Raw genomic sequence first — 25699 nt, forward strand, 5'->3', positions numbered from 1 at the left:
AACCGCCCCCGGGATTCGCTGCTCGCTCAGAAGCGAATCAGCAACACCAAGGCGATCCCCAGGGCCAGCACGGCGGCGGTGACGATCAGCCACCACACTTCTCCGGTCGGGCCGGCGGCTTCCTCGGGCAGGTGAGCCGGCGGTGACATCGACACGGCGATCTCCGGTTCCGGCTCCATTCCGGGCGCCTCGACCACGAAACGGTGCATGGCCAGACCGATCTGGTCGCCAGGTTGCAACGCCAGATTCTGCACAACGGCCCCATTGACCCGCAGCGGATGGCGATCGGATGTCTGCGTGGCATGCAGCAGCAGCCTGCCCTCGTCCCAGAAAATGCGCAACGCCGCCACGTCGCCCTGTGGGAGTTCCAGCGTGCAGCGTCCATGCGGACCGAGTTCGAGACTGTCTTGCAGTGGCAACACCCGACCCGACAGCGGACCGGCGACCGCGCGCAGCGCTACCGTGCAACGACCCTGCTCCGGCACGCTCAGCGGTGAGCGGGCGGCGGGATCCCGATCAGCCCGCAGCAGCATGCGGCAATCGCCCACGCTGACCACGTCGCCCGCACGCAGCAGCGCGCGCTCGCGCACGGGTCTCGCGTTGACGTAGATGCGGTCGGCTGCCGGCATCACCTGCAACACCCAGCCCCGGCGATCCTGCTGGATCCGAAGATGATGGGCTGCGGCCTGGCTCGCCGCCAGGACGAGGTCGTTGTCGGGGGCGCTGCCGATCCGCAGTTGCGCCTGTGCCCAATGGAAATCCTCGCGGGCCGCATTGGGAAATTCGATACGCATGTGTGAACCAGTCGATGGACCGCGAGACTCTAGCATGCAGCCGCACGGCATTAAGATGACGTTTTCCGAAGGAGTCCGTCATGCCGAAAATCGATATTCGCCGCCCGCATCAACTGTCGATCGGGGAAGCCCGCGCGGTGGTCGACAAGGTAGCCGCGCGCATGCGCGAGAAGTTCGGCATGGATGGCCAGTGGCAAGGCGACACCCTGCAGTTCTCGCGGCCGGGTGTCAGTGGCACGATTGCCGTTGGCAGCGACGCCATTCAGGTCAAGGCGGAGCTCGGCATGATGCTGGCGCCGCTGAAAGGTATGGTCGAGCAGGAAATCCGGCGCAAGCTGGACGAACATTTCGCCTGAGCGGCGTTTGATGATTCTTTAACCATAGTCCCATCCGTGGCATACTCACCGGCTTACGCAGCCATGACGGCTGCGCGTGAACCCCGGAACACATGGCCAAAGACGACGTCATCGAAATGGAAGGCACGGTCCAGGAGACCCTGCCCAACACCATGTTTCGTGTGCAACTGGAGAACGGGCACGTGATCATCGCCCACATCTCCGGCCGCATGCGCAAGCATTACATCCGCATTCTCACGGGCGACAAGGTCAAGATCGAAATGACCCCGTACGACCTGAGCAAGGGACGCATCACCTACCGCATGAAGTAACGCGGTTGGCGGTGGCCGACGCGTCTGCGCGCGGCGAGCCGAAACGGGATGGTGGTGCCAGACAAGCAAAGGCGGCGCATTGCGCCGCCTTTGCTTTGCCCTGCATCCATGCTCGGGGGAACTTACCCGACCACAGCCGGCAACTGCTCGATCGCTTCGCAATCGACCTTCAGTTCGCCGTCCCGCACACTCAGGCGAACCACGCCGCCATCGGCCAGCTTGCCGAACAGCAACTCATCGGCCAGTGCACGCTTCACTTTCTCCTGGATCACCCGCGCCATCGGGCGCGCACCCATCTGCGGGTCGAAACCGTGCTCGGCCAGCCAGCGGCGGGCATCGGCATCCACTTCCAGACTTACATGCTTCTCGGTCAACTGGCTTTCCAGTTCGATCAGGAACTTGTCGACCACCCGCAGGATATGCTCGAAGTCGAGCGCGCCAAACTGGATGACCGCATCCAGCCGATTGCGGAACTCCGGGGTGAAGATGCGGCGGATCACTTCCATCGCGTCCGACTCGTGCTTCTGCTCCACGAAGCCCATGCTGCGCCGCGCGGCGATCGCCGCACCCGCATTGGTGGTCATCACCACCACCACATTCTTGAAGTTCGCCTCGCGGCCGTTGGTGTCGGTCAGCACGCCGCGGTCCATCACCTGCAGCAGGATGTTGAACACGTCCGGATGCGCCTTCTCGATCTCGTCCAGCAGCAGCACCGCGTGAGGATGCTTGGTGACCGCCTCGGTCAGCAGACCACCCTGGTCGAAACCGACGTAGCCCGGAGGGGCGCCGACCAGCCGCGATACCGAGTGGCCTTCCATGTACTCGGACATGTCGAAACGGATCATCTCGATGCCCAGCTGCATCGCCAGCTGCTTGGTCACCTCGGTCTTGCCGACCCCGGTCGGGCCGGCGAGCAGGAAGCTGCCGATCGGCTTGGACGGATCGGCCAGGCCTGAGCGGGCCATCTTGATCGAGGCAGCCAGCGCCTCGATCGCCGGATCCTGGCCGAATACCACCATTTTCAGATTGCGCTCCAGATTCTTCAGCACGTCGCGATCCGATGCCGATACCTGCTTGGCCGGAATGCGGGCCATTTTGGCAATGATGTACTCGACTTCGCTCACGCCGACCGTGCCCGTGCGCTGATCCTCCGGCAACAGCCGCTGCCGCGCACCGGCCTCATCGATCACGTCGATCGCCTTGTCCGGCAGCAGCCGATCGGGAATGTGTTTCACCGACAGGTCCACCGCCGCCTTCAGCGCCTCATTGGTATAGGCCACATGATGGTGTTCCTCGAAGCGCGAGCGCAGCCCCTTGAGGATCTCGATGCTGTCGGCCACGGTCGGCTCGACCACGTCGATTTTCTGGAAACGGCGGGCCAGTGCGCGGTCCTTCTCGAACACGCCACGGTATTCCTGGAACGTGGTCGAACCGATGCAACGCAGCTCGCCGGAAGCCAGCATCGGCTTGATCAGGTTCGATGCATCCATGGTGCCGCCCGAGGCCGAACCCGCGCCGATGATGGTGTGGATCTCGTCGATGAACAGGATCGCGCCGGGCTGCTTCTTCAGCTGCGCGATCACGCCCTTGAGGCGCTTCTCGAAATCGCCGCGATATTTGGTGCCGGCAACCAGGGCACCCAGGTCGAGCGACCAGATGGTGGCGCTTTCCAGCACCTCCGGCACTTCGCCGTCGACGATGCGCTTGGCCAGGCCCTCGGCCAGCGCGGTCTTGCCCACGCCGGCCTCGCCGACGTAGAGCGGGTTGTTCTTGCGCCGGCGACACAGCACCTGGATCGTGCGCTCGATCTCGTCGGTGCGCCCGATCAGCGGGTCGATCTTGCCTTCCAGCGCCAGTTCGTTGAGATTGCTGGCGAACTCGTGCAGCGGATTGCCCTTCGGTTCGCCACCCTCCTCGCCCTCGCGTTCGGCGCCGGCGACGCCGGCAGCTGGCTCGTCGCCGATCTTGGCGATGCCGTGCGAGATGTAATTGACCACGTCGAGCCGGGTGATTTCCTGCTGGTGCATGAAATACACCGCGTGCGAATCCTTTTCGCCGAAAATGGCCACCAGCACATTGGCGCCGGTGACTTCCTTTCGGCCGGACGATTGCACGTGGTACACGGCGCGCTGCAGCACGCGCTGGAAACCCAGCGTCGGTTGTGTGTCACGCTCGTCGCCGTGCGGCAGCACGGGTACGGTCTCTTTGATGATGCGTGCCAGTTCGGCCGACAGCCGCGGCAGATCCACGCCACAGGCGCGCAGTGCGCCCAGGGCCGATTGGTTTTCGGTCAACGCCAGCAGCAAGTGCTCGACCGTCATGAATTCGTGACGTTGGTCGCGAGCCTGCTTGTAGCAATGGCCGATGGTGACTTCCAGATCCTTGCTGAACATTCGGATCGTCTCCGCTTGCATTTGTGAGCGGCCTTTGGCGCCGCGATGGGCAAGAAATGGGGTCGCTCAGAGCTTTTCCATAGTGCACAACAACGGGTGTTGATGGGAGCGTGAATATTCGTTGACGTGGGTCACCTTGGTTTCGGCGACCTCGCGGGTAAACACGCCGCAGACCCCGCGCCCGCGGGTGTGTACGTGCAGCATGACCTGTACCGCCTGCTCCTGGTCGAGGTTGAAGAAGTTGCGCAATACCTCGACCACGAAATCCATCGGGGTAAAGTCGTCATTCAGCAGCAGCACCTGGAATAGCGGTGGTCGCGCCACCTCCGGTTTGGCGGTTTCCAGTGCCAGTCCGCGGCCGCTGTCATGCTCGTGTTCGGGTTCGTGGGCCATGGTTTCTTGGGGTGTGATCTCTGATACGAAGTATACGCCGCGGCGGATGCAGCCCTCACGGCGGTGCGTCAGCAGAGGTGATGGCACAATGTCCTTTTTTCCAGCCCGCCCTCCCCATGGCCGATTCTCCCCGCACCGTCGAAATCTGGCGCCCACACGTCACCGTGGCCTGCGTGGTGGCCGAGGGCGACCGCTACCTGATGGTGGAGGAAGCCGTGAACGGTCGACTGGTCTACAACCAGCCAGCCGGGCACCTCGACGACGGCGAGAGCCTGGCGGCTGCCGCGCTGCGCGAAACACTGGAAGAAACCGGCTGGACGGTGGAATTGCAGCACCTGATCGGCGTCCATCAATGGCGCAGCACCGAACACGGCGACGCGGTGATGCGGTTCAGCTTTGCCGCCCGGGCGGTCAGCCATGATCCGGGACGGCCGCTGGATACCGGTATCAGCCGCGCACTCTGGATGTCCCGTGCCGAGATCGCCGCCCTCGGCGAGCGCTTGCGCAGCCCGCTGGTGTTGCTGAGCATCGATGCCTGGCTGGGTGGTCAGCGGCTGCCGCTGGATGCGCTGGGCTATCTGCCTGAAGGTGGCGCAGCGTGAAGGTGATGCTGGGCATGTCCGGCGGCGTCGATTCCTCGGTGGCGGCGTTGTTGCTGCAACAGGCGGGCCATCAGGTGGAAGGCCTGTTCATGCAGAACTGGGAGGAGGACGACCGCTCCGGCCCCTGCACCACCGATGCCGATCGCAAGGACGCCGTGGCGGTATGCGGGCGGCTGGGCATTCCGTTTCACGCACGCAACTTCTCCGCCGAATACTGGGACGGCGTGTTCGAGCATTTCCTGGCCGAATACCGCGCCGGACGCACGCCGAACCCCGATGTACTGTGCAACCGGGAGATCAAGTTCAAGACCTTCCTGGACGAGGCGCAGGCGTTGGGCGCCGACAGGATCGCCACCGGCCACTACGCCCGCGTCGATTTTCACGACGGCCGCCATCGCCTGTTGCGCGCGCTGGACAAGGCCAAGGACCAGACCTATTTCCTGCACGCGCTGGGCCAAAGGCAGCTGGCGGCCACCTTGTTTCCGCTGGGCGACATCGAGAAGTCGCGCGTGCGGGAACTGGCGCGCGAGGCGGCGCTTCCGACCCATGCCAAGAAGGATTCGACCGGCATATGCTTCATCGGCGAGCGCGACTTTCGCGGTTTCCTCTCGCAGTACATCCCCGCCCGTGCCGGCGAGATGCGTACGCCCGCGGGCGAACTGATCGGCGAACATCAGGGCGCGATGTACTACACCCTGGGGCAGCGCAGCGGCCTGGGCATCGGAGGCCGCCATGGCGCCAGCGGAGAAGCCTGGTACGTGGTCGGCAAGGACGTGGCTGCGAATGTGCTGTATGTGGCCCAGGGCGGCGAGAACCACTGGCTGCATTCGCAGCGATTGCAGACGGAAGCGCCGAACTGGATTGCCGGTGCAGCACCGGCCGACCATTTCCGCTGCACCGCCCGCACGCGCTACCGCCAGACCGACCAGGCCTGCGTCGTCAGCGTGGGCGACGACGGCCTTGAGTTACGCTTCGACGAACCGCAACGTGCGGTCACGCCAGGACAGTCGGCAGTCCTCTACGCTGGCGAAGTCTGTCTTGGTGGCGCAGTGATCGCCGCCACCGACGCACCTTATGGCGGTTTGCTGCCTGCATTCCCTTCCCCGTCCACCGCAAGAGAACCGCAAACCCGTGTTTGAAATTTTTTCGATGAATGAAGAGCGGGTGCTCGCACTCGCCGGCCTGTTCCAGGCCTGCGCATCGGCGCAGCAGCTGGCCAACGAAGGGCGTTGCGACGAAGGCGCGATGGAAGCCAGCGTGGCCAGCGTGTTCCGCATTGATGCGCCCTCGGTGGTCGGTGTTTACGGCAACATTTCCAACCTGCGGCCGGGCCTGCGCAATCTGATTGCCCAACTGGATGAAAGCGACCGCGACATGGCGGTGACGCGCATGGTGGTGACCGTGATGCGGCTGGAACGCAGTCTGGCGGCGCGACCGGACCTGCTGGAGAAACTGCAGCAGGGCATTCTCGCCGCGCAGCGACAGGTCGAGCATTTCGGGCAAGGCTCCAGCCAGGTCAGCAGCCGATTGGCCGAGATCTACGCGTCCACGCTGTCCATCCTCAAGCCACGCGTGATGGTCAGCGGCAACCCGCAACAACTGCAGTTGCCGGCCGTGGTGGAAAAGGTGCGCGCCAACCTGCTCGCGGCGGTACGGTCGGCGGTGCTCTGGCGGCAGGTCGGCGGACGGCAATGGCAACTGCTGCTGTATCGGCGACGGTGCAGCATGCTGGCGCGCGGCCTGCTCACGGGGGCGACGCTGGACAACCGCTGACGGATTTTCCAGCTCCGGAAAAGCAAACGGCGGGCATCGTGCCCGCCGTTTTCCGTCCATGGGTGGAACTCCGTTTCGATAACCTGCCAGCCCATACCCGGTGACTGAAGTGCGGCTGGGGTATGTGACGATTTCTAGAAGGCCACCTGGCCGAAAACACCGATCTCGTCGGTCTTCACATTCTGGACGTGAGGCGGAACCGGGCTAGCCACGGATTTGTCGCCCTTTTCATGCTTGTAGACCACGGCCAGCTGGAACCCCTTGGTCACATCGAACTGGACACCGGCGTTGTAGTACGTGTCTTTCGCGTTGCGATCCAGGTCCTTGCTCAACTTCGCCGAATCGTAGCGGGCAAACAGGCTGACCGTGTCGGCCACTGGCACGCTGCCCCAAAGCGAATAGCCGTCGGCCTTGTCGGCCAGCGGGCTGAGTACGTTGTTCCAGTTCTTGGCGGTGAAATATTCCGCACCGAGGCGGAAGGCCTTGCTTGCGTAGGCCACCATGAGGTCGCCACGCTGCGCGGTGTTCTGCGCGCTGACGTTCTCGGTCTCCTTGCCAAGATGACCGCTGTAGCCGCCCACCGCCACGACCATGCCTTCGAACGGCACAAAACCCACGCGACCTTCCACGTCCACGCCCTTACTGCGACCCGGGTTCTTGTAACCGTTGCCATTGACGACAGACACGGCGTAATTGAGCGACTTGCTCGCGCCGACGTCGCCACCCAGATGCAGGCCCCAGTCGGCCGAGTTGCCATAATGCAGACGGTCCGTAAGCGTATTTTCGACGTAACGGAAGCCGTAGACGTTCTCGACGAAGGGAATCCACGGCATGTCGGCCGAACCGATGCGGAACACGGCGGCCTGGTCGAACTTCGCCTGCACGTAGGCCTTCTTGACGAACAGGTTGGTCTCGCCGTCGCTGCTGACGTAGTTGAAGTCGGTGGTCAGGTTGGCCGACCAGATGTCGTTGAACTTGTGGTCGACGCTCAGGTAGAAGCGCTTGACGTCGAGGCCGGTGCCCGATGCATCGGTCTTGCCGGAGTCGCTGTTCTTCTGGCTGATGTTGGTGAAGTCGAAATACATCTTGCCCGACAGGGACGTGTTGTTGATCGCCTTCTCCAGAGCGGCGATCTTGGTATCGGTGGCAGCCGTGACCGTGGTTGCCTTCTCGACGGCCTGGCCATTGCTGACGTTGATGTCGGACTGGGCGTCGGTGCGCTGCTCGAGCTCGTCGACCTTGGCCTGCAACGCGGCAAGTTGCGCCTTCAGCAGCTCGACTTCGCTGCGGCTGGCTGCTGGCGTCGTGGTCGCACCGCGCTGGGACGGCGCGGCGGCACTGCTGAAACTGGTGATGCCCAAAGCGGCAGCAATCGCCACTGCAATCAATTTGGAACGCATGTCATTACTCCGCAAGTTGGTGGGAAACATCTCAACCGCCCCCTCGATCCGATGGCCGGCCAGCGATTAGTTAACAAGTCTGGCGACGTATTTTTACCGTTGGATGCACCTTATGTGACACATTCGCGACAGCTTCCGCAGCGCAACGGCACAAATCCCCGATCTCATCTCGCGCGAGGTGGCTGATATGCTTTGCGCATGGAACTATTGAGCAACAGCATCGCGCCGCGGATGGCCGAGCGCTTTCGGGGGTTTCTGCCGGTCGTGGTCGATGTCGAAACCGGCGGCTTCGATGCCACACACGACGCACTGCTGGAAATCGCGGCGGTCCCGCTGAGTATGGACGCGGGCGGCTATTTGCGGCTGCAGCCCACGGTTTCGACGCATGTGGAGCCCTTCCCCGGCGCCAATCTCGACCCGCGTTCGCTGGAAATCACCGGCATTGATCCGTACAACCCGCTGCGCGGCGCACTCGCCGAACGGCTGGCGCTGGATCATATCTTTCATAGGGTACGCGAGGCGGTACGCGAGTCCGGTTGCCAGCGGGCGATCCTGGTGGGCCACAACGCCGCGTTCGACCTGGGCTTTCTCAACCAGGCGGTGCGGCGCTGCGGACACAAGCGCAATCCGTTCCACCCGTTCAGCTGTTTCGACACGGTCAGTTTCGGTGGCCTTGCTTATGGCCAGACCGTCCTGAGCAAGGCCGTGCTCGCAGCCGGTCACCCGTTCGACAGTCGCGAGGCCCACTCGGCGGTGTACGACGCGGAGCGCACCGCCGAGCTGTTCTGCAGCGTCGTCAACCGCTGGCGCCAGCTGGAGCTGTTCGAGCAGGCTCACGGCGCCATCGACGTCGTCTGAGCCGCACAAAAACAGAGTTGGGCAAGCGGCGATCCAGCCAGATGACAGCATGTCATCTGGCTGCAACATTCATTTCATTCAATGGCAACACGAAAAGCCTGAAATAGTGGTGTCTCATCCGACTTCCCTCCCAAGGAGCTACCGTGTTGACCAACAACCACACCCCGCTTCGATTCGCTGCCGTCGCCGCGATTGCCGTGGCTTCGACGTTCGGCGTTGCCGCGCACGCCGCCGACATCACCGGCGCAGGCTCCAGCTTCGTCTATCCGGTCATGTCCAAATGGTCGGCAGCATACGCCGAGAAAACCGGCAACCATCTCAACTACCAGTCGGTCGGCTCCGGCGCCGGCATCGCGCAGATCAAGGAAGGCACCATCGACTTCGGCGCCTCCGACGCGCCGATGAAGGCCGAAGACCTGCAGAAGTACGGTCTCGGGCAGTTCCCGATCGTGGTCGGTGGCATCGTGCCGGTGGTCAACCTCGCTGGTGTGCAGGCCGATCAGGTCAAGCTGGACGGCGTCACCCTCGCTGACATCTTCCTGGGCAAGATCACCAACTGGAACGACCCGAAGATTGCCGCGCTGAACGCCGGCCTCACCCTTCCCGCCGGCAAGATCACGGTGGTGCATCGCTCGGACGGTTCGGGCACCTCGTTCAACTTCACCAACTACCTCTCCAAGGTCAACCCGGAATGGGCCAGCAAGGTCAAGTTCGGTACGGCAGTGGAATGGCCGACCGGTGTGGGCGGCAAGGGCAATGAAGGCGTGTCGCAGTACGTCCGCCAGATCAAGGGTTCGATCGGCTACGTCGAATACGCGTATGCGGTGAAGAACAAGCTCGCCTGGGTCGACCTGAAAAATGCCACCGGCAACTACATGAAGCCGAGCGCCGATGCGTTTGCCGCCGCCGCGGCCACCGCCGACTGGGCCAGCGCCAAGGACTTCAACCTGATCATGACCAATGCACCCGGCGCCCAGGCGTGGCCGATCACCGCCACCACCTGGATGATCATGTACAAGACGCCGAAGAACGCCGGCAACAGCAAGGTTGCCTTCGACTTCTTCAAGTACGCGCTGGAGAACGGTCAGCAGGCGGCCAGCGCACTGGACTATGTCCCGCTGCCGGCCGCGCTGGTCAGCAAGATCGAGGCGTACTGGGCCGCCGAGTTCAAACATTGATGGCGTGATCCGAACGGGAGCGCTCCCACCCTGTTCGCCGTGAACGCAGACCAGAGGCAGCGAAGTCGAAGGGTTGCCCTTCGACTTCGCTGCGCTACGCTCGGGGCAAGCAGGTCTTGTGAAGGCCCACCAAGTCGTTCCACAGAGTCCACGCATGACGATCGCCGGCAACACCGACATACTCGAACAGCGCAGCCGCCGCGACGCCCGTCACGAGCGGCTGTTCCGCTGGTTGTTGAAGGGTTGCGCACTCATCGTGCTGGCTGCCCTGCTTGGGGCTGCCGGCGCCACGCTATGGGGTGGCCGCCACGCCTTCGCCACCTTCGGCTGGCATTTCCTGGTAAGCGCCGAGTGGGATCCGGGCAACGACGTCTACGGCGCGCTGGTACCGGTCTACGGCACCGTCGCCACCTCGTTCATTGCCTTGCTTATCGCCGTCCCGGTGAGCTTCGGCATCGCGATTTACCTTTCCGAAGTCGCGCCCTCCTGGTTGCGCACGCCGGTGGCGTCGGCCATCGAGCTGCTGGCCGGGATTCCTTCAATCATCTACGGCATGTGGGGTCTTTTCATCTTCGCCCCTTTCTTCGCCAACCATGTCAAGCCGTGGTTGACCAGCAATCTCGGCAACAAGCCCGATGACGGCAAGCTGTCATGGGTGGCCTCGCATGTGCCGTTCGTCGGCAAGCTGTTCGGCAGCGACTATCCGTTTGGCGCCAGCATCCTCGTGGCCGGGATCGTGCTGGCCATCATGATCATCCCGTTCATCTCGTCGGTGATGCGCGAAGTGTTCCAGACCGTGCCTACACGTCTCAAGGAATCCGCCTATGCACTGGGTTCCAGTACATGGGAAGTGTCGTGGGACATCGTGTTGCCTTACACGCGCTCGGCGGTCATCGGCGGGATCTTTCTCGGCCTTGGCCGCGCGCTGGGCGAGACGATGGCGGTGACCTTCGTGCTCGGCAATGCCATGCAGCTGTCAGCCTCGCTGCTCGACCCGGGCACCTCGATCGCCTCGACCATCGCCAACCAGTTCAGCGAGGCGTCGGGCCTGCAGAAGTCCTCGCTGATGGCTCTGGCGTTCCTGCTGTTCGTGGTCACCTTCATCGTGCTGTTGATCGCCCGATTGATGTTGCGCCGACTGGCCAGCAAGGAAGGCCGCTGATGAACTCGCCCTATCTGCGCCGCCGCCTCACCAATGCGATGGCCATGGTGCTGAGCACGCTGGCCACCCTGATCGGCCTGGCGTTTCTGGCCTGGATCCTGTGGGAAACGCTGCGCCAGGGCATCAGCGCGTTGCACCCGAAACTGTTCACGAAAATCACGGCCTACGGCGAGGATGGCGGCCTGGCCAACGCGATGGTCGGCAGCCTGATCATCAACTTCATCGGCATCGCGATCGCCACCCCGATCGGTGTGCTCGCGGGAACCTGGCTGGCCGAATATGCGAACCGCACCCGGCTGGGCGAATCGATCCGTTTCCTCAACGACATCCTGCTGTCGGCGCCATCGATCGTGATGGGCCTGTTCGTGTACACCATCATCGTGCTGCCGAGCACCGCACTCACCCACGGCAATACCACGTTCTCCGGCTTCGCCGGCGGCGTGGCGCTGGCGCTGATCGCGTTGCCCGTGATCGTGCGCACCACCGACGAGATGCTGCGACTGGTGCCATCGACCCTGCGCGAAGCAGCGCTTTCGCTCGGCGTGCCGCAGTGGAAGCTGACCCTGCAGATCCTGATACGCGCCGCGCGCTCGGGTATCGTCACCGGCGTGCTGCTGGCGTTGGCGCGGATCAGCGGGGAGACCGCGCCACTGCTGTTCACCGCGTTCGGCAACAACTACATGGCGCTCAACCCCATCGAGAAGATGTCCAGCCTGCCGCAGATCATCTACCAGTACGCCAACGATCCGGGCGATGCGATGCACGCATTGGCCTGGGCCGGCGCCTTCGTGATCACCATGTTCGTGCTGCTGCTCAGCCTCGCCTCCCGCCTGATCCTCTCCCGCACCAAGGTGTCCCATGACTGATTCCGCCCTCGCCACGAACCCGGCGCCGGTGGCAGCAGCGGCGGCTGTCGCCCCCAAGCTCGTCGTGCGCGACCTGCACTTCTACTACAACGGGTTCCAGGCGCTGAAAGGCATCAGCATGGATATCCCGGAGAAGCAGGTCACCGCGATCATCGGCCCGTCCGGCTGCGGCAAGTCGACCCTGTTGCGCATCTTCAACCGCATCTATGCGATCTACCCGAAACTCGAGGCGAAAGGCTCGATCGAACTGGACGGCGAGAACATCCTGGACCCCGGCTATTCGCTGAACCGCCTGCGCAGCAAGGTTGGCATGGTGTTCCAGAAGCCGGTACCGTTCCCGATGACGATCTTCGAGAACGTCGCCTACGGCATCCGCCACCACGAGAAGCTGTCGAAGCCGGACATGGAAGGCCGCGTGGAGCAGGCCCTGCGCAGCGCAGCGCTGTGGGACGAAGTGAAGGGCAAGCTCAAGCACAACGCGCTCGGCCTTTCCGGCGGCCAGCAGCAGCGCCTGTGCATCGCCCGCGCGATCGCGCTGCGACCGGAAGTGCTGCTTCTGGACGAACCGACCTCGGCGCTCGACCCGATCGCCACAGGCCGCATCGAGCAATTGGTGGAAGAGTTGAAAAGCCAGTTCACCATCGTCATCGTCACCCACAACATGCAGCAGGCGGCGCGCTGTTCCGACCTCACCGCCTTCATGTACCTAGGCGAGCTGATCGAGTTCGACGTCACCGAGAAAATCTTCACCAAGCCGGGCAAGAAGCAGACCGAGGACTACATCACCGGGCGATTTGGGTGAATCGGAGCGGGGAGCAGGGAATAAGGAACGGGGAACGTGTGGTTTGTCGGGGGCATGACGTCCCCGCTTCCGATTCAGCCTCCCGTTCTCGCTGCCGCCTGCCATAAACCTGACGTTCCCCGCTTCCCGTTCCCGCTCCACCCCACGAGGTACCCCATGAACACCGGCACAGACCACATCATCAAAAGCTACGACAGCGAGCTGACCCGGCTCACCGGCGAAATCGTGCGTATGGGCGAGCTGGCGGTAGCGCAACTGGAAGCATCGATCGATGTGCTCGAACGGCGCGATGAACGCGCCGCCCAGCGCGTGGTCGGCAACGACGACGCGATCGATCAGCTGGAGCAGGAGATCGGCCACGACGTGGTACGGCTGCTGGCGCTGCGTGCACCGATGGCCGGCGATCTGCGCAATGTCTATGCCGCGCTGCGCATCGCCTCCGACATCGAGCGCATCGGCGACTACGCCGCCAACGTGGCCAAGCGTTCGATTCCGTTGTCGATGGTGGCGCCGGTGGCCCCGGTCGGCGGACTGCGCCACCTGGCCGAGCTGGCCGCCGGCGAGGTTCGCGACGTGCTGGCCGCATATCGCGATCGCGATGCCGATGCCGCCTACCAGGTGTGGAAGAACGACGTGGTGCTGGACGAGGCGTACACCGGCTACTTCCGCCAGTTGCTCACCTACATGATGGAAGATCCCCGCAACATCACGCCGTGCACGCATCTGCTGTTCATGGCCAAGAACATCGAGCGCATCGGCGATCACGCCACCAATATCGCCGAGAACGTGTGGTTCCAGGTGACGGGCGAACCGTTGAACAAGCAGCGCAGCAAGGGTGATCTCACATCGAGCCCGGAGATGACCAAGCTGGGTGACTGAGCCCTATCAGCAGCTGCCGAGGTCGTGGAAGCCCGCTGGCGCGCGATGCCTCCCCGCCGGCAGCCTTCTACAGATCGGTGTGCGGGGCTACGGTGCGCTTCCCGCGGCGCAGGCGCATGCCGTGCAGCACGCCATAGATGCCGATGCCGGCCCAGGCTGCTTCCATCACGAACGCCGGCAGGTTGAAGCTGCCGAACAACAGCGACAGCATCACGCCGAGCGCACCCGCTATGTTCATCAGCTGGTAGGTCAAGCCGTTGCCGTGCAGCTTTTGTGCCTGCAGCAGCAGGAATGCCAGCAATACCAGCACTACGCCGACATAGCCGACCCAGTCGTGCCAGAACAACGGGGTCATCCTTTCGCACTCCGCTGGCGCAGGGCCTCGAACAGCACCACGCCGGTGGCGACCGAGACATTGAGGCTTTCCATCGTGCCCGGCATCGGGATCTTCGCCACGAAATCGCAGAGCTCGCGGGTAAGGCGGCGGATGCCCTCGCCTTCGCTGCCCAGCACGATGGCCACCGGCCCCTTGAAGTCGAGTCCGTAGACCGAGGTATCGGTATCGCCGGCCAGCCCGGTGATCCACACGCCGGCGTCCTTCAGTTCGCGCAGCGTGCGCGCCAGATTGGTCACCGCGATCAGCGGCACCCGATCGGCGCCGCCAGCCGAGGCGCGGCGAACCACGGGAGTCAGCCCGACCGCATGATCCTTGGGCACGATCACCGCGGTGGCCTTGGCAGCCGCCGCGCTGCGCAGGCAGGCGCCCAGGTTGTGCGGGTCGGTCACGCCGTCGAGCACCAGAATCAGGGAGTCGCCGCCATCGCGCTCGAGCAAGCCGGCCAGGTCGCTTTCGTGGGCGGCCGGAGCCGCTTCAAAACGCGCCACCACGCCCTGGTGACGCGCTTCGCCGGCGAGCTTGTCCAGCTCGTCGCGCGGGCGATGCTGCACCGGAATCTTCAGCTTCTTCGCCCGCTCGGCCAGGTCGAGCACGCGTGCGTTGCGCTGGCCATTCTCGACCAGCACCTCGCGCACACGCTCGGCATCGTTGCTCAACGCTCCTTCGACCGGGTTGATCCCGACGATCCAACTTTCGCTCATGACTGGCCTTTCGGTTTCGGTTTGGATCGACGCCGGCTGCTCTTCTTCGCGGCGGCCGCAGCGGGCGGTGCCGCGGACTGCCTGGCGGACCTGTTGCCGCCCGCATCATCCCTGCGCGGCCGGGAATCAGCCGGGCGGGTTGCCTTGCCGGGGCTCTGCGTGCGTCCTGAACGCTGCTCCCCGGATTGCCGGCGCGTGGAACCCTGCGCGCGCGGTGGCGGCCTATCCGGCATCGAGGCCTTGTGCGGAGCCTCGTCCGGCACGACGGCTGCCGCTTCCTTGCGCCCAAACGCACGCCCGATGGCCTTGGCGGCGCGGCCAAACATGCCAGGTGCCTTGGTGGTGGCTACTCCCTTCTTCGGCAGCGAGTAACGCTCTCCGCTGGCCGCATAGTCGTACGGTTTGGCACCGCCCGTGGGTGGCGTTGCCGGCGTGCGTGGCGAGACCAGCCGGAAGTCGATCTTGCGATCCTCCAGACTCGCCCGCAGCACCTGGATGCGCACGTGATCGCCGAGGCGGAACTGCGCGCCGGTACGTTCGCCCTTGAGCAGCTTGCGGGTGGCATCGAAGTGGTAGTAGTCGTTGGCAAGCTGGCTGATGTGCACCAGGCCGGAGACCTTCGATTCGTCCAGCTCCACAAACAACCCGAACGAGGTGACGCCGGTGACCACGCCGTCGAACTCGCTGCCGATGTGCTTCTCCATCCACGCACATTTGAAGCGCTCATCGACATCGCGCTCGGCTTCCTCGGCGCGGCGCTCGCGCTGCGAACAATGGATCGCCATCGTCCCCATCTCTGCCAGGCTATAGCTGTAATCCGTCGGTTTGCGGCCAGTCAACGCGAAGCGGATCGCACGATGCACCAGCAGGTCGGGATAACGGCGGATCGGCGAAGTGAAGTGCGCATACGCCTGCAGCGACAGACCGAAGTGGCCGCGGTTGTCCGGCTGGTACGCCGCCATGCTCTGCGAGCGCAGCAGCACGTTCTGGATCAGCTCGCGCTCGGGACGGTCCTTGACCATGCGCAGAACCTCGGAGAAGTCGCCCGGCGTGACATCTTCCAGCGGCGGCATGCGCAGCTTGAATTCGCGCAGGAACTGCTGCAGGTCCTCGTACTTCTCCGACGGCGGCGGCTCATGCGCACGGAACAGCCCCGGGATCTTCTTCTTCTCCAGGAACAGGGCCGCCTGCACGTTGGCGGCGATCATGCATTCCTCGATCAGCTTGTGCGCGTCGTTGCGCTCGGTGGCGCCCATCGACTCGACGCCGCCGGTCTGGTCGAGGCGGAACTTCACTTCGGGCGTCTCGAAGTCTATCGCGCCGCGGCGCTTGCGCTGCTGCGCCATCGCCTTGTACAGCGCATGCAGGTTCTCGAGTTGCGGCAGTACGTCGGCCACTTCGTGTCGGACATCGGCATCATTCAGGCCCACTGCCTGCCACACCTTGTCGTAGGTGAGCCGCGCATGGGACAGCATCACCGCGTCATAGAATTTCGACTTGGTCACGTTGCCTTCGGCATCGATCAGCATGTCGCAGACCATGCACATCCGCTCGACCTTCGGCATCAGCGAGCAGATCCCATTGGACAGCGTCTCGGGCAACATCGGCACCACGAAGCCGGGGAAGTAGGTCGAGGTGCTGCGCTCGTAGGCCTCGCGGTCCAGCGCATTGCCGACCTGCACGTAATGCGAGACGTCGGCAATCGCCACGATCAGCCGCCAGCCACCGCCGCGCTTCGGTTCGGCATACACCGCGTCATCGAAGTCGCGCGCGTCGGCACCGTCGATCGTCACCAGCGGCAGTTGACGGATATCGGTGCGGCCTTCGCGCTCGGCCGCAGTCACCACGGATTCCACCTGCGCCGCATCACGCAGCACTTCCTGTGGCCACTCGTGCGGCAAGTCGTGGCTGGCGATCGCCATCTCCACCACCAGCGACGGCTGCAGCCGCTCACCGAGCACCGCCCGGATCTCACCCATCGGCCCACGCTGCATGGTCGGCGGCGCGGTGATCTCGACCACCACGATCTGGCCCGAATGCGCGCCCTGCTCCTTGCCCGGCGTGATCACCACGTCCTGGCTCAGCCGCCGATCATCCGGCGTCACCAGGGTGACGCCATTCTCGACCACGACCCGGCCGACAAGCCGCGGCGAACGGCGCTCCAGCACTTCGGCGATCGCGCCCTGCTTGCGACCGCGGCGGTCGATGCCGACCACGCTGGCAAGCACGCGATCGCCATGCATGACGGCACGCATCTGCTGCGGCGAGAGGTACAGGTCCTCGCCACCTTCGTCCGGACGCAGGAAGCCGTAGCCCTCCGCGTTGGCCAGCACGCGGCCGGCGATCAGGTCCAGTTTCTGGGTGGGCGCGTAGCCGCCGCGCCGGCCCAGCAGCAGCTGGCCGTCGCGGACCATCGCGCCAAGGCGCTTGCGCAGCGCGTCGAGATCGGCTTCGTCGTCAATCGCCAACGCCTCGGCGATGCGTGCCTCGGTCAGCAGTTCGGCGCGCTCTTCAAGCAGGGCCAGGATCGCCTCGCGGCTGGGGATCGGGCGCGCATACCGTTGCGCCTCGCGATCGGCATGCGGATCACGCACGGCGCCTGCGGCAGCCCTGGTGCGCTTGTCGGATGGGGCATCGGCGCGCGGCGCCCGTTTGCCAGGGCTCTTCGGCGAGCGCGGGCCTTGGGAATGGTCGGAATGGGGGGGCGTTTTTCTGGTCACTCAATGTCCTTGTGATGTTTGCGCCGCGGAGAATGCCACGTCGCAGTGAATGGATGTGAAAAGTGTTGACAAGCCGCCGGCAGATGCCTAAATTACGCGGCTCACGCAGCTCACCGAGCGACGTGACACCTGCCCAGGTGGCGGAATTGGTAGACGCACTAGCTTCAGGTGCTAGCGGGGGCAACTCCGTGGAGGTTCGAGTCCTCTCCTGGGCACCAATTGTAAACGAAGGCCGCCCTCAAGGCGGCCTTCGTCTTTTCCGGGTTTGTTATAAAGTCGGAAAGGCGCGCGTCCTGCACACCTCATCTGACTGCCGGGCCCTTCAGTTCAACCATGTTGCCCTGCGGGTCGTACAAATAGATCGACGGACCCTCGCCGCGCGCTCCGTAGCGCGAGCCCAGCTCGCCGATGCGCACGTCGTGCGCATGCAGATGCGCGAGGATCGCCGCTTCGTCGTAGTCCTCCACGCGCAGGCACAGGTGATCCATGTTGTGGCCTTCGCCGCCCGGCGCCGCGCCGCCGTGGCGGCCAAGCTTGCCGTCGATGCTGACCAGGTCGATCAGCGACGCGCCGGCGCGCAGCTGCATCAGGCCGATCTCGTCCTGCCGGCGCTCCTCGCGGCAGCCAAGCACATCGCAATAGAAACGCTGCATGGTCCGCATGTCGATCGCACGCAGCACCACATGGTCGATCTCACCGATACGGATCATGGGAGTTCCAGCAGTTCAGGAACTTCAAGCATAACGCAGGCGCCGATCGGCGGTTCCCGGCGGCATCCTGCACCTTCAGCCAACACAACATGCTGTGCCCGCCCTGTATAATCGCCCTGGTAAACGCATGGTGGGAGAAGCGGACGACCCTTCCCGGGGCGCAACCGCTGCCGAAGACGCAACGCCCGTAATCGCTCAGGCCCCCATACCACCAAATGCGAACACTCTGGAGAGACCGGTTGAATCCGGCGCCGAAGGGGCACGAAGCAGCGGCAGGTCATCGTCTCGCTTCCAAACTCTCAGGCAAAAGGACAGAGGGGCGCCCCACGTGCGGCACGGCACGTTGTCTGCGGATGCCCAAGTCATGAGTCAGAACTTCTCCCCCTCCCTGCGCGAGCTCGAGCACCACCACGCCTTCATCGAGCGCCATATCGGCCCCAACGATGCCGAGATCGCGCAGATGCTGCGCGTCATCGGCCACGATTCGCTGGAAGCAATGACCGATGCGATCGTTCCGGGCAAGATCAAGTCGCCCTCTCCGCTCGCATTGCCGAAAGCGATCACCGAAGTCGAGGCGCTGGCCAAGATCCGCGCCATCGCGGACAGGAACGAGGTGTTTCGCAGCTTCATCGGTCAAGGCTATTACGGCACCCTGACGCCGAACGTCATCGCGCGCAACATCCTGGAGAACCCGGCCTGGTACACGGCGTACACGCCGTATCAGGCGGAGATCTCGCAGGGCCGCATGGAGGCGCTGATCAACTTCCAGACGCTGTGCGCCGACCTCACCGGCATGGAAATCGCCAACGCCTCGCTGCTGGACGAAGCCACCGCCGCGGCCGAGGCGATGACGCTGGCCAAGCGTTCGTGCAAGTCGAAATCCAATGTGTTCTTCGTGTCGAACGGCGTGCACCCGCAGACGCTGGAAGTGGTCAGGACCCGCGCCGAGGCGCTGGGCCTCGAACTGCATGTCGGCGATGACGCCGAGGGCAGCACGGTCGACAGCTTCGGCGTGCTGCTGCAGTACCCGAACACCTACGGCACCATCAAGGACTACCGCGCCCTCGCCGACGCCGCACATGCGCGCGGCGCGCTGGTCGCAGTCGCCACCGACCTGCTCGCGCTGACCCTGATCGCCGCGCCTGGCGAATGGGGCGCGGACATCGTGGTCGGCAACTCGCAGCGCTTCGGCGTGCCGTTCGGCAACGGCGGACCGCATGCGGCGTTCATGGCCTGCCGCGACGCGTTCAAGCGCTCGATGCCCGGCCGTCTGATCGGCGTGTCGATCGATGCCGAGGGCAAGCCCGCGTACCGCCTTACGCTGCAGACGCGCGAGCAGCATATCCGCCGCGAGAAGGCGACTTCCAACATCTGTACCGCACAGGTGTTGCTGGCCGTGATGGCGAGCATGTATGCGGTCTACCACGGGCCGGAAGGCCTCGCCCGCATCGCGCGGCGCACGCATCGCTTCAGCGCGATCCTGGCCGGCGCGTTGCGCCAGGCCGGCGTCACCGTGGGCACGGACTTCTTCGACACGCTGCACATCAGCGATGTCGACGCCGATGCCGTGCATGCCCGCGCCGAGGCGCTGCGCATCAACCTGCGCCAGATCCATGGCACCTGCATCGGCATCAGCCTCGACGAGACCACCACCCGCGCCGAAGTAGTCGCACTGGCTGCCCTGTTCGGCGCCGAGATCGACGACATCGACGAGCTGGACGCGGTCACCGCCGATGCGCTGCCAGCCACTCTCCTGCGCCAGAGCAAGTTCCTCACCCATCCGGTGTTCAACACGCATCACAGCGAGCACGAGCTGCTGCGCTACATGCGCGCGCTGGCCGACAAGGATCTGGCGATGGATCGCACGATGATCCCGCTGGGCAGCTGCACCATGAAGCTCAACGCCACCTCCGAGATGATCCCGATCACCTGGCCCGAGTTCGGCAACATCCATCCCTTGGCGCCTGCCACGCAGACTCGCGGCTACAAGGAACTGATCGACGGTCTCGAGGCGATGCTGGTGGAATGCACCGGCTACGACGCGGTCAGCCTGCAGCCGAACTCCGGCGCGCAGGGCGAGTACGCCGGCCTGCTGGCGATCCGCGCCTATCACCGCTCGCGCAACGAGAGTCACCGCGACATCTGCCTGATCCCCGAATCCGCCCACGGCACCAACCCGGCTTCCGCGCACCTGTGCGGCATGACCGTGGTGGTGACCAAATGCGACGGCAACGGCAACGTCGACGTCGAGGACATCCGCCGCGCCGCCGAGAAATATTCCGACCGCCTTGCCGCGCTGATGATCACCTACCCGTCCACCCATGGCGTGTTCGAGGAGGACATCGTCGCCATCTGCGACATCGTTCACCAGCACGGCGGCCAGGTGTACACCGATGGCGCCAACATGAATGCGCTGGTCGGCGTGGCCAAGCCCGGCAAGTGGGGTTCGGACGTGTCGCATCTGAACCTGCACAAGACCTTCTGCATTCCGCACGGCGGCGGCGGCCCGGGGGTCGGGCCGTGCGCGGTGAAGTCGCACCTCGCGCCGTTCCTGCCTGGCAAGCTGGGCGAGGACAGCCCCGTCGGCATGGTCAGTGCGGCCAACTACGGCAGCGCCAGCATCCTGCCGATCAGCTGGATGTACATCACGATGATGGGTCAGCAAGGCCTGCGCAAAGCCACCCAGGTGGCCTTGCTCAACGCGAACTACGTCGCCAAGCGCCTGGAGCCGCACTATCCGACCCTCTACACCGGTCGCAATGGCCTGGTCGCGCATGAGTGCATCCTCGACCTGCGTCCGCTCAAGGACGCCACGGGCATCGGCGCCGAGGACGTGGCCAAGCGGCTGATCGACTTCGGCTTCCACGCGCCGACGCTGAGCTTCCCGGTTGCCGGCACGCTGATGGTCGAGCCGACCGAGAGCGAATCGCTGCACGAGCTCGACCGTTTCATCGACGCGATGATCGAGATCCGCGACGAGATCCGCGCGATCGAGGACGGCAGGCTCGACCGCGAGGACAACCCGCTGAAGAACGCGCCGCACACCGCCACCATGGTCTCGGCCAGCGAGTGGGTCCACGCCTATCCGCGCGAACTGGCCGCGTTCCCGCTGGCCAGCCTCAAGCTGCAGAAGTACTGGTCGCCGGTGGCACGCGTCGACAACATCTACGGCGACAAGAACATCATGTGCGCGTGCATTCCGGTGGATGCATACAAGGATGAAGTCGAGGCGTGACACGCAGCCTGTTCCGTTGATCCGAAGAGGCCCCGCATGCGGGGCCTCTTCATGCAGCGCGTTGGAATCCGCGCAGGTCATCCAGCGGCATCGCCAGCTTCGCCTCCGCCGGGCCGGTCGATCGGCGATCTGGTTCGGCACGGAACGGGCCGGTGGAGGCAATCACCGACATTCGCAACAAGGCATTCCGGCGTGAACGTGATGCGGCGCCCGGCGACGACGACTCTGCTTGATCACCAGCTGCCGCGTCTGCAGCATGCACGATGCCTCGGTCGAGCGGCACCTGCTCACGGATGGCCCGCTCCGCGGCGTGAATCAGCTTGTGCTGACGATGCAGTCCCTGCCCCGCTGCTTGGCCCGATACAACCGCTTGTCGACCATGTCGATGAACGAAAGCAGTTCGTCATCGTGGGCAGGGGTTGCCGTGCCGACGCCCTGGCTGATCGTCAGCATGTGGCCAATCGGAGAGGGTTCATGCGCAATGTGCTCGTCGCAGACCAGTCGGCGGCACCGTTCGGCCAGTGAATGCGCAGCGGCGGCGTCCGTTTCCGGCAGTACCAGCACGAACTCCTCGCCACCGAAGCGCGCCAGCAGGTCGCGTGCGCGTGTCGCGGCGGAACTCAACACCCAGGCAACGCGCTTGAGGCTCACGTCGCCCTCGAGATGGCCGTAGTGGTCGTTGTACTGCTTGAAATAGTCGATATCCAGCATGATCAGCGACAACGGCTGGCGGTTGCGCCGCGCGTTGCTCCATTCCAGCTCGATGATCGCGTCGAAGCGGCGGCGGTTCGCAACGCCGGTGAGGCCGTCGCGGAATGAAAGCTCCTCCAGCTCCTTCTGCAGGCTGACGAGTTGCTGCTCGGTCTGCTTGCGTTCGCTGATGTCGAACATGAAGCCGATCAGCGAAGCGACCGTGCCATCGTCGTTGCGTACCACATGCACCACGTCGCGAATCCATACGTAGCGATCGTCGCTGGTCAGCGCGCGATAGTCGGCCTCGTGGTCCACGCCTGCCAGCGACTGCGCCACGCAATAGTTCATCACCCACTCGCGGTCCTCGGGATGCATGCGGCTGGCCCAATCCCCCACGGTCACCCAGCTGGACGGCGCCCAGCCCAGCAAGGCCTCGATCTGGGGACCGATATAGACAAACTGCTTGCTGGCCCAGTCGATCTTCCAGGGGATCGCCCGGGTCGATTCCAGCAGCGTCTTGTAGACGGCACTGTCGAATTCCATGGTGTTCAATTTATCGACCATCGCGGCAGGCTCGGTGGATGGAAAGGCAACCAGGGATGCGGCGATCGATCGGCCGGCCCAAGCCCGAAAGTACACTGTCGGCCGGCCGCAGCGCGAGCGGCCCGTTGTGAAAAAAAAGAAGCCCCGCTATGCGGGGCCTCTCTTCGTATCCAGACGGCTTTGCCGATCAGCCGCCGTTCTTCGCCAGCCAGGCATCGATGGCCGGCAGGCGATCCTTGCGCACCATCATGCGGTAGTTGATGTTGGCGATCACCGTGTCGGCCGCGCGGCGCGATCCCTTGGCGATATGCGCGTCGGCATAGGCCTTGATCTTGCCGATCATCGCCGGGTCGTTCGAACTGGCGCCGATCGCCGGGTAGTAGCGACTGCTGGAAGTGGAGTCGACCAGCTTGTCGATCTGCGGACGGTGCGCCATGGCGAACGCCCATGCCATGTCAGGATGCTGATAACCGGCAGTCCGGACCATGCCTGCGCTGTTGGTGGCGCCCGGCTCGTCGGTCAGCGCCAAGTCCAGTGCGCGCTGGGCCAGTGCATCGTCTTCGGCGCTCGACAGCAACAGGTACAGGCGATCCTTGATCAGCGGCGTGGTTTCGGCCTTGGCCATCGCATGCAGCTTTTCCCAGGTCGCGGCGTCCGCCTTGCGTGCCACCACCTCGAGAATGGTCTTGCGCAAGGCCGGCGGCACGGCCTTCGGGTCGGTCGCCTGGGCCGCGTAGCGACGCTGCACTTCCTTGATCACGTCGCTGTCGCCAAGGTCGGCCAGCACGCTGATCAGCTGCGTGCGCAGGATCGTGGTCGGATCGCCCTCGTCCGCCTTCGCTTCCCAGCCCACCCGGGCAAACACCGGCTTGAGCTGCTTGATCGCAAAGGCATCGAAGCGTGCCTGCCGCGCCTTGTCGCCGCGGTAGTACTGGTGAAGGCCCGAGAAGCCGCCGGCGATGTCGCCCCAGATCTGCGGGTCGGCGTCGGCCGGGGTCACCTGGGCCAGGTCGAGGTAGCCGGATGCCGGCTGCAGGCCCGCCATGCCCAGCGCCCAGGTGTCGCCCATCAGGCCTAACTGGTCGATCGGCGCCAGCTTGACGAAATCGGCCTTGATCGCCGCAAATTCGGCCGGCGTGTACAGCGTGCGGTAGTACCCGCTTTGCCCCGCATTCACCAGCACCGGACCGCAGCCAGACACATCCAGCGTGGCCTTGCCGTCCACCACCGTGCGCGCGGCCGCGGTGGCGCCGACGGCCTTGGCGATCACCGGTACGTGCCATTTCAGCGGGGTCTTGCCCGGGCGATCCTTGGTGAACTCGCCCTGGGTCAGGGTCAGCGTGGTCTTGCCGTTGCTGCACGCGGACGACGCCACGCGGATCAGCGGGATGCCCGGCTGCAGCGTGAAGTCATGCGCGATCTGCGTCACCGGCTTGCCGGCCGCGCCCTGCACCGCCTTCCACAGGTCGTCCGACACGGTGTTGCCGTAGGCGTGGGCCTTGATGTAGCTGCGCACGCCGTTGCGCCAGGCATCGGGGCCGACGTAGGCCTCCAGCATGTTGATCACCGCCTCGCCCTTGGCATAGGTGATCGCGTCGAACGCCTGGCTGGCCTGCTCCACCGTCTCCACATGCTGCACCACCGGGTGGGTGGTGGCCACGGCATCACGCGACATCGCGCCTTCGCGGGTGCCGACGGCATCGAGGTGGGTATGCCATTCCGGGTGCAGCTTCTCGGTGGTGCGCGCGGCCATCCACGAGGCAAAACCCTCGTTGAGCCACAGGTCGTCCCACCAGCGCATGGTCACCAGGTCACCGAACCACTGGTGCGCCATTTCGTGCGCGGCGGTATTGAACACCTGCTGCTTGTCCGACTGGGTCGAGAAGCTCGGATCCAGCAGCAAGGCGTATTCGAAGGTGTAGATCGCGCCCCAGTTCTCCATCGCGGAGAAGAACTGGCTGCTGCCCGGCGAGGCGATGTTGTCCAGCTTCGGCAGCGGGTATGGCACGCCGAAATAATCGTTGTACTCGCGCAGCACGTCGCTGGCCGACTTCAGGGTGAAACCGGCCTGCGACTTCTTGCCCAGCTGCGTGATCACGCCGATCTCGGTGCCGTCGGCCATGGTGGTGGCGCGCTCGAACTCGCCCACGCCGAAGAACAGCAGGTAGGTCGACATCTTCGGCGACTGGCCGAACGTCACGCGGCTCATGCCGTTGCCCAGGTCCTTCTTCGACGTGACCGGCATGTTGCTCACCGCCATGTCGGCGCTCGGCACGGTCGCTTCGAGGTTGAACGTGGCCTTGTACGCCGGTTCGTCCCACGACGGAATGAAGCGGCGCGCGTCGGAGTTCTCGAACTGCGTGTACAGCGCGCGCTTCTTGCCCGCCTGGGTGTCGTAGTCGATCGCGAACAGGCCGTTGGCCTGGGTGCCGATCTTGCCGGTGTAGCTCATGGCCAGGCGGTATTCGCCGGCCGGCACCGGGTGATCGAAGGTGAAGGTGGCCGTCTGCGCCTTGGCGTCCACCGACACCTTCGGCTTGCCCACCATGATCTTCAGCTTGGTCGGCGTCAGCGTGGCCTCGGAGAACGTCATGTCGATCGCATTGAGCGTGATGCTGCTGGTGGGCTTGAGCACGTTCAGCGCGATCGTGACCTTGCCATCGAAACCGAGCTTGTCGGCGTGCGGCACCACCGCCACGTCGTAGTGCAACGGCACTACGCCACGCGGCAGCTGGGTGGTGGCCTCGCGCACCGACGGTGCCTTGGCAGTGGCCGCGAGCGGGGCCATCGACACGCCGGCCAGGACCAGCGCGATGGCGGAAACAAGATTGCGGCGCATGACATCTCCCTTGCAAATTGAACACGCCACGCGCACCGCCTGGCGGCGGCATCGCGAAGCCGGAAAGTACCCCTCGAAGCACCTGGATAGTGAC

22 protein-coding genes, 1 tRNA gene and 1 riboswitch are annotated in these 25699 nt (G+C 64.5%); of the genes, 13 read left to right on the forward strand and 10 right to left on the reverse strand.

The window, feature by feature from the left end; all coding sequences use genetic code 11:
• Window positions 1-26 precede the first annotated feature (26 nt).
• Complete coding sequence (locus tag ACFPME_RS12855; RefSeq protein WP_377305922.1) at window positions 27-794, reverse strand: FHA domain-containing protein; 768 nt, start codon at window positions 792-794, stop codon at window positions 27-29.
• Window positions 795-874: 80 nt separating this feature from the next.
• On the opposite strand from ACFPME_RS12855, the gene ACFPME_RS12860 reads away from it, so the two are divergent.
• Window positions 875-1150 carry a polyhydroxyalkanoic acid system family protein gene (locus ACFPME_RS12860; RefSeq protein WP_377305924.1) on the forward strand — a complete coding sequence of 92 codons (276 nt, stop codon included), beginning with the start codon at window positions 875-877 and terminating at the stop codon, window positions 1148-1150.
• Window positions 1151-1242: 92 nt separating this feature from the next.
• Window positions 1243-1461, forward strand: coding sequence for a translation initiation factor IF-1 (infA, locus tag ACFPME_RS12865; protein WP_007508585.1), 219 nt, complete (start codon window positions 1243-1245; stop codon window positions 1459-1461).
• A 122-nt stretch (window positions 1462-1583) separates the two neighbouring features.
• Here infA and clpA read toward each other — a convergent pair whose 3' ends face one another.
• A complete protein-coding gene (gene clpA, locus ACFPME_RS12870) occupies window positions 1584-3854 on the reverse strand; it encodes an ATP-dependent Clp protease ATP-binding subunit ClpA (RefSeq protein ID WP_377305927.1) in 2271 nt (756 codons plus the stop codon).
• Window positions 3855-3920: 66 nt separating this feature from the next.
• Window positions 3921-4247 (reverse strand): ATP-dependent Clp protease adapter ClpS, encoded by a 327-nt coding sequence (clpS, locus tag ACFPME_RS12875; protein WP_113724541.1) that lies wholly within the window; start codon window positions 4245-4247, stop codon window positions 3921-3923.
• Window positions 4248-4363: 116 nt separating this feature from the next.
• On the opposite strand from clpS, the gene ACFPME_RS12880 reads away from it, so the two are divergent.
• The 3 genes from ACFPME_RS12880 to hflD are packed head-to-tail and all read left to right on the forward strand — an operon-like array spanning window position 4364 to window position 6622.
• Entirely contained in the window at window positions 4364-4849 is a 486-nt protein-coding gene (locus tag ACFPME_RS12880; protein WP_377305930.1) for an NUDIX hydrolase, read from the forward strand.
• Window positions 4846-5988, forward strand: coding sequence for a tRNA 2-thiouridine(34) synthase MnmA (mnmA, locus tag ACFPME_RS12885; RefSeq protein ID WP_377305932.1), 1143 nt, complete (start codon window positions 4846-4848; stop codon window positions 5986-5988). Before ACFPME_RS12880 ends, mnmA begins: the two co-directional genes overlap by 4 nt.
• A 10-nt stretch (window positions 5989-5998) precedes the next feature.
• Window positions 5999-6622, forward strand: a complete 624-nt coding sequence (gene hflD / locus ACFPME_RS12890) for a high frequency lysogenization protein HflD (protein WP_377305934.1) — start codon at window positions 5999-6001, stop codon at window positions 6620-6622.
• Between the two features lie 134 nt (window positions 6623-6756).
• Here the strand turns inward: hflD and ACFPME_RS12895 are convergent, their stop codons facing one another.
• Window positions 6757-8022: a porin gene (locus ACFPME_RS12895; RefSeq protein WP_377305936.1), complete on the reverse strand. Its 1266-nt coding sequence runs from the start codon at window positions 8020-8022 to the stop codon at window positions 6757-6759.
• A 198-nt stretch (window positions 8023-8220) separates the two neighbouring features.
• Between ACFPME_RS12895 and rnt the strand changes: the two genes are divergently transcribed.
• From rnt to phoU, 6 genes are all read left to right on the forward strand, one after another.
• Window positions 8221-8880, forward strand: coding sequence for a ribonuclease T (rnt, locus tag ACFPME_RS12900; protein WP_377305938.1), 660 nt, complete (start codon window positions 8221-8223; stop codon window positions 8878-8880).
• Window positions 8881-9023: 143 nt separating this feature from the next.
• On the forward strand, window positions 9024-10058 hold the full coding sequence (gene pstS / locus ACFPME_RS12905; protein ID WP_377305940.1) for a phosphate ABC transporter substrate-binding protein PstS: 1035 nt from the start codon (window positions 9024-9026) through the stop codon (window positions 10056-10058).
• Window positions 10059-10212: 154 nt separating this feature from the next.
• A complete protein-coding gene (gene pstC, locus ACFPME_RS12910; RefSeq protein ID WP_377305942.1) occupies window positions 10213-11220 on the forward strand; it encodes a phosphate ABC transporter permease subunit PstC in 1008 nt (335 codons plus the stop codon).
• Complete coding sequence (gene pstA / locus ACFPME_RS12915; protein ID WP_377305944.1) at window positions 11220-12086, forward strand: phosphate ABC transporter permease PstA; 867 nt, start codon at window positions 11220-11222, stop codon at window positions 12084-12086. Before pstC ends, pstA begins: the two co-directional genes overlap by 1 nt.
• Entirely contained in the window at window positions 12079-12888 is an 810-nt protein-coding gene (gene pstB / locus ACFPME_RS12920) for a phosphate ABC transporter ATP-binding protein PstB (protein ID WP_377305946.1), read from the forward strand. Before pstA ends, pstB begins: the two co-directional genes overlap by 8 nt.
• A gap of 156 nt (window positions 12889-13044) precedes the next feature.
• Window positions 13045-13767 carry a phosphate signaling complex protein PhoU gene (phoU, locus tag ACFPME_RS12925; protein ID WP_377305948.1) on the forward strand — a complete coding sequence of 241 codons (723 nt, stop codon included), beginning with the start codon at window positions 13045-13047 and terminating at the stop codon, window positions 13765-13767.
• A gap of 67 nt (window positions 13768-13834) precedes the next feature.
• On the opposite strand, the gene ACFPME_RS12930 is transcribed toward phoU, so the two are convergent.
• From ACFPME_RS12930 to rnr, 3 genes are read right to left on the reverse strand one after another with little or no spacing between them, the layout of a single operon-like run.
• Entirely contained in the window at window positions 13835-14122 is a 288-nt protein-coding gene (locus tag ACFPME_RS12930) for a CBU_0592 family membrane protein (RefSeq protein WP_377305950.1), read from the reverse strand.
• Entirely contained in the window at window positions 14119-14865 is a 747-nt protein-coding gene (gene rlmB, locus ACFPME_RS12935) for a 23S rRNA (guanosine(2251)-2'-O)-methyltransferase RlmB (protein WP_377305952.1), read from the reverse strand. Before rlmB ends, ACFPME_RS12930 begins: the two co-directional genes overlap by 4 nt.
• Entirely contained in the window at window positions 14862-17459 is a 2598-nt protein-coding gene (gene rnr / locus ACFPME_RS12940) for a ribonuclease R (protein ID WP_377305954.1), read from the reverse strand. The genes rlmB and rnr overlap by 4 nt, the downstream gene beginning before the upstream one ends.
• A gap of 257 nt (window positions 17460-17716) precedes the next feature.
• Here rnr and ACFPME_RS12945 point away from each other — a divergent pair.
• Window positions 17717-17803: transfer RNA gene (locus ACFPME_RS12945), tRNA-Leu, on the forward strand.
• Between the two features lie 84 nt (window positions 17804-17887).
• Here the strand turns inward: ACFPME_RS12945 and ACFPME_RS12950 are convergent.
• Window positions 17888-18295: a VOC family protein gene (locus tag ACFPME_RS12950; RefSeq protein WP_377305956.1), complete on the reverse strand. Its 408-nt coding sequence runs from the start codon at window positions 18293-18295 to the stop codon at window positions 17888-17890.
• Between the two features lie 216 nt (window positions 18296-18511).
• A riboswitch (glycine riboswitch) is annotated at window positions 18512-18620 on the forward strand.
• A gap of 39 nt (window positions 18621-18659) precedes the next feature.
• Here ACFPME_RS12950 and gcvP point away from each other — a divergent pair.
• Window positions 18660-21530, forward strand: coding sequence for an aminomethyl-transferring glycine dehydrogenase (gcvP, locus tag ACFPME_RS12955; protein ID WP_377305958.1), 2871 nt, complete (start codon window positions 18660-18662; stop codon window positions 21528-21530).
• 315 nt (window positions 21531-21845) lie between these two features.
• On the opposite strand, the gene ACFPME_RS12960 is transcribed toward gcvP, so the two are convergent.
• Window positions 21846-22787: a GGDEF domain-containing protein gene (locus ACFPME_RS12960; RefSeq protein ID WP_377305960.1), complete on the reverse strand. Its 942-nt coding sequence runs from the start codon at window positions 22785-22787 to the stop codon at window positions 21846-21848.
• Between the two features lie 166 nt (window positions 22788-22953).
• Window positions 22954-25605, reverse strand: coding sequence for a M1 family metallopeptidase (locus ACFPME_RS12965; RefSeq protein WP_377305962.1), 2652 nt, complete (start codon window positions 25603-25605; stop codon window positions 22954-22956).
• Window positions 25606-25699 lie beyond the last annotated feature (94 nt).

This window comes from Rhodanobacter umsongensis, assembly GCF_042654965.1.
GTDB lineage: Bacteria > Pseudomonadota > Gammaproteobacteria > Xanthomonadales > Rhodanobacteraceae > Rhodanobacter > Rhodanobacter umsongensis.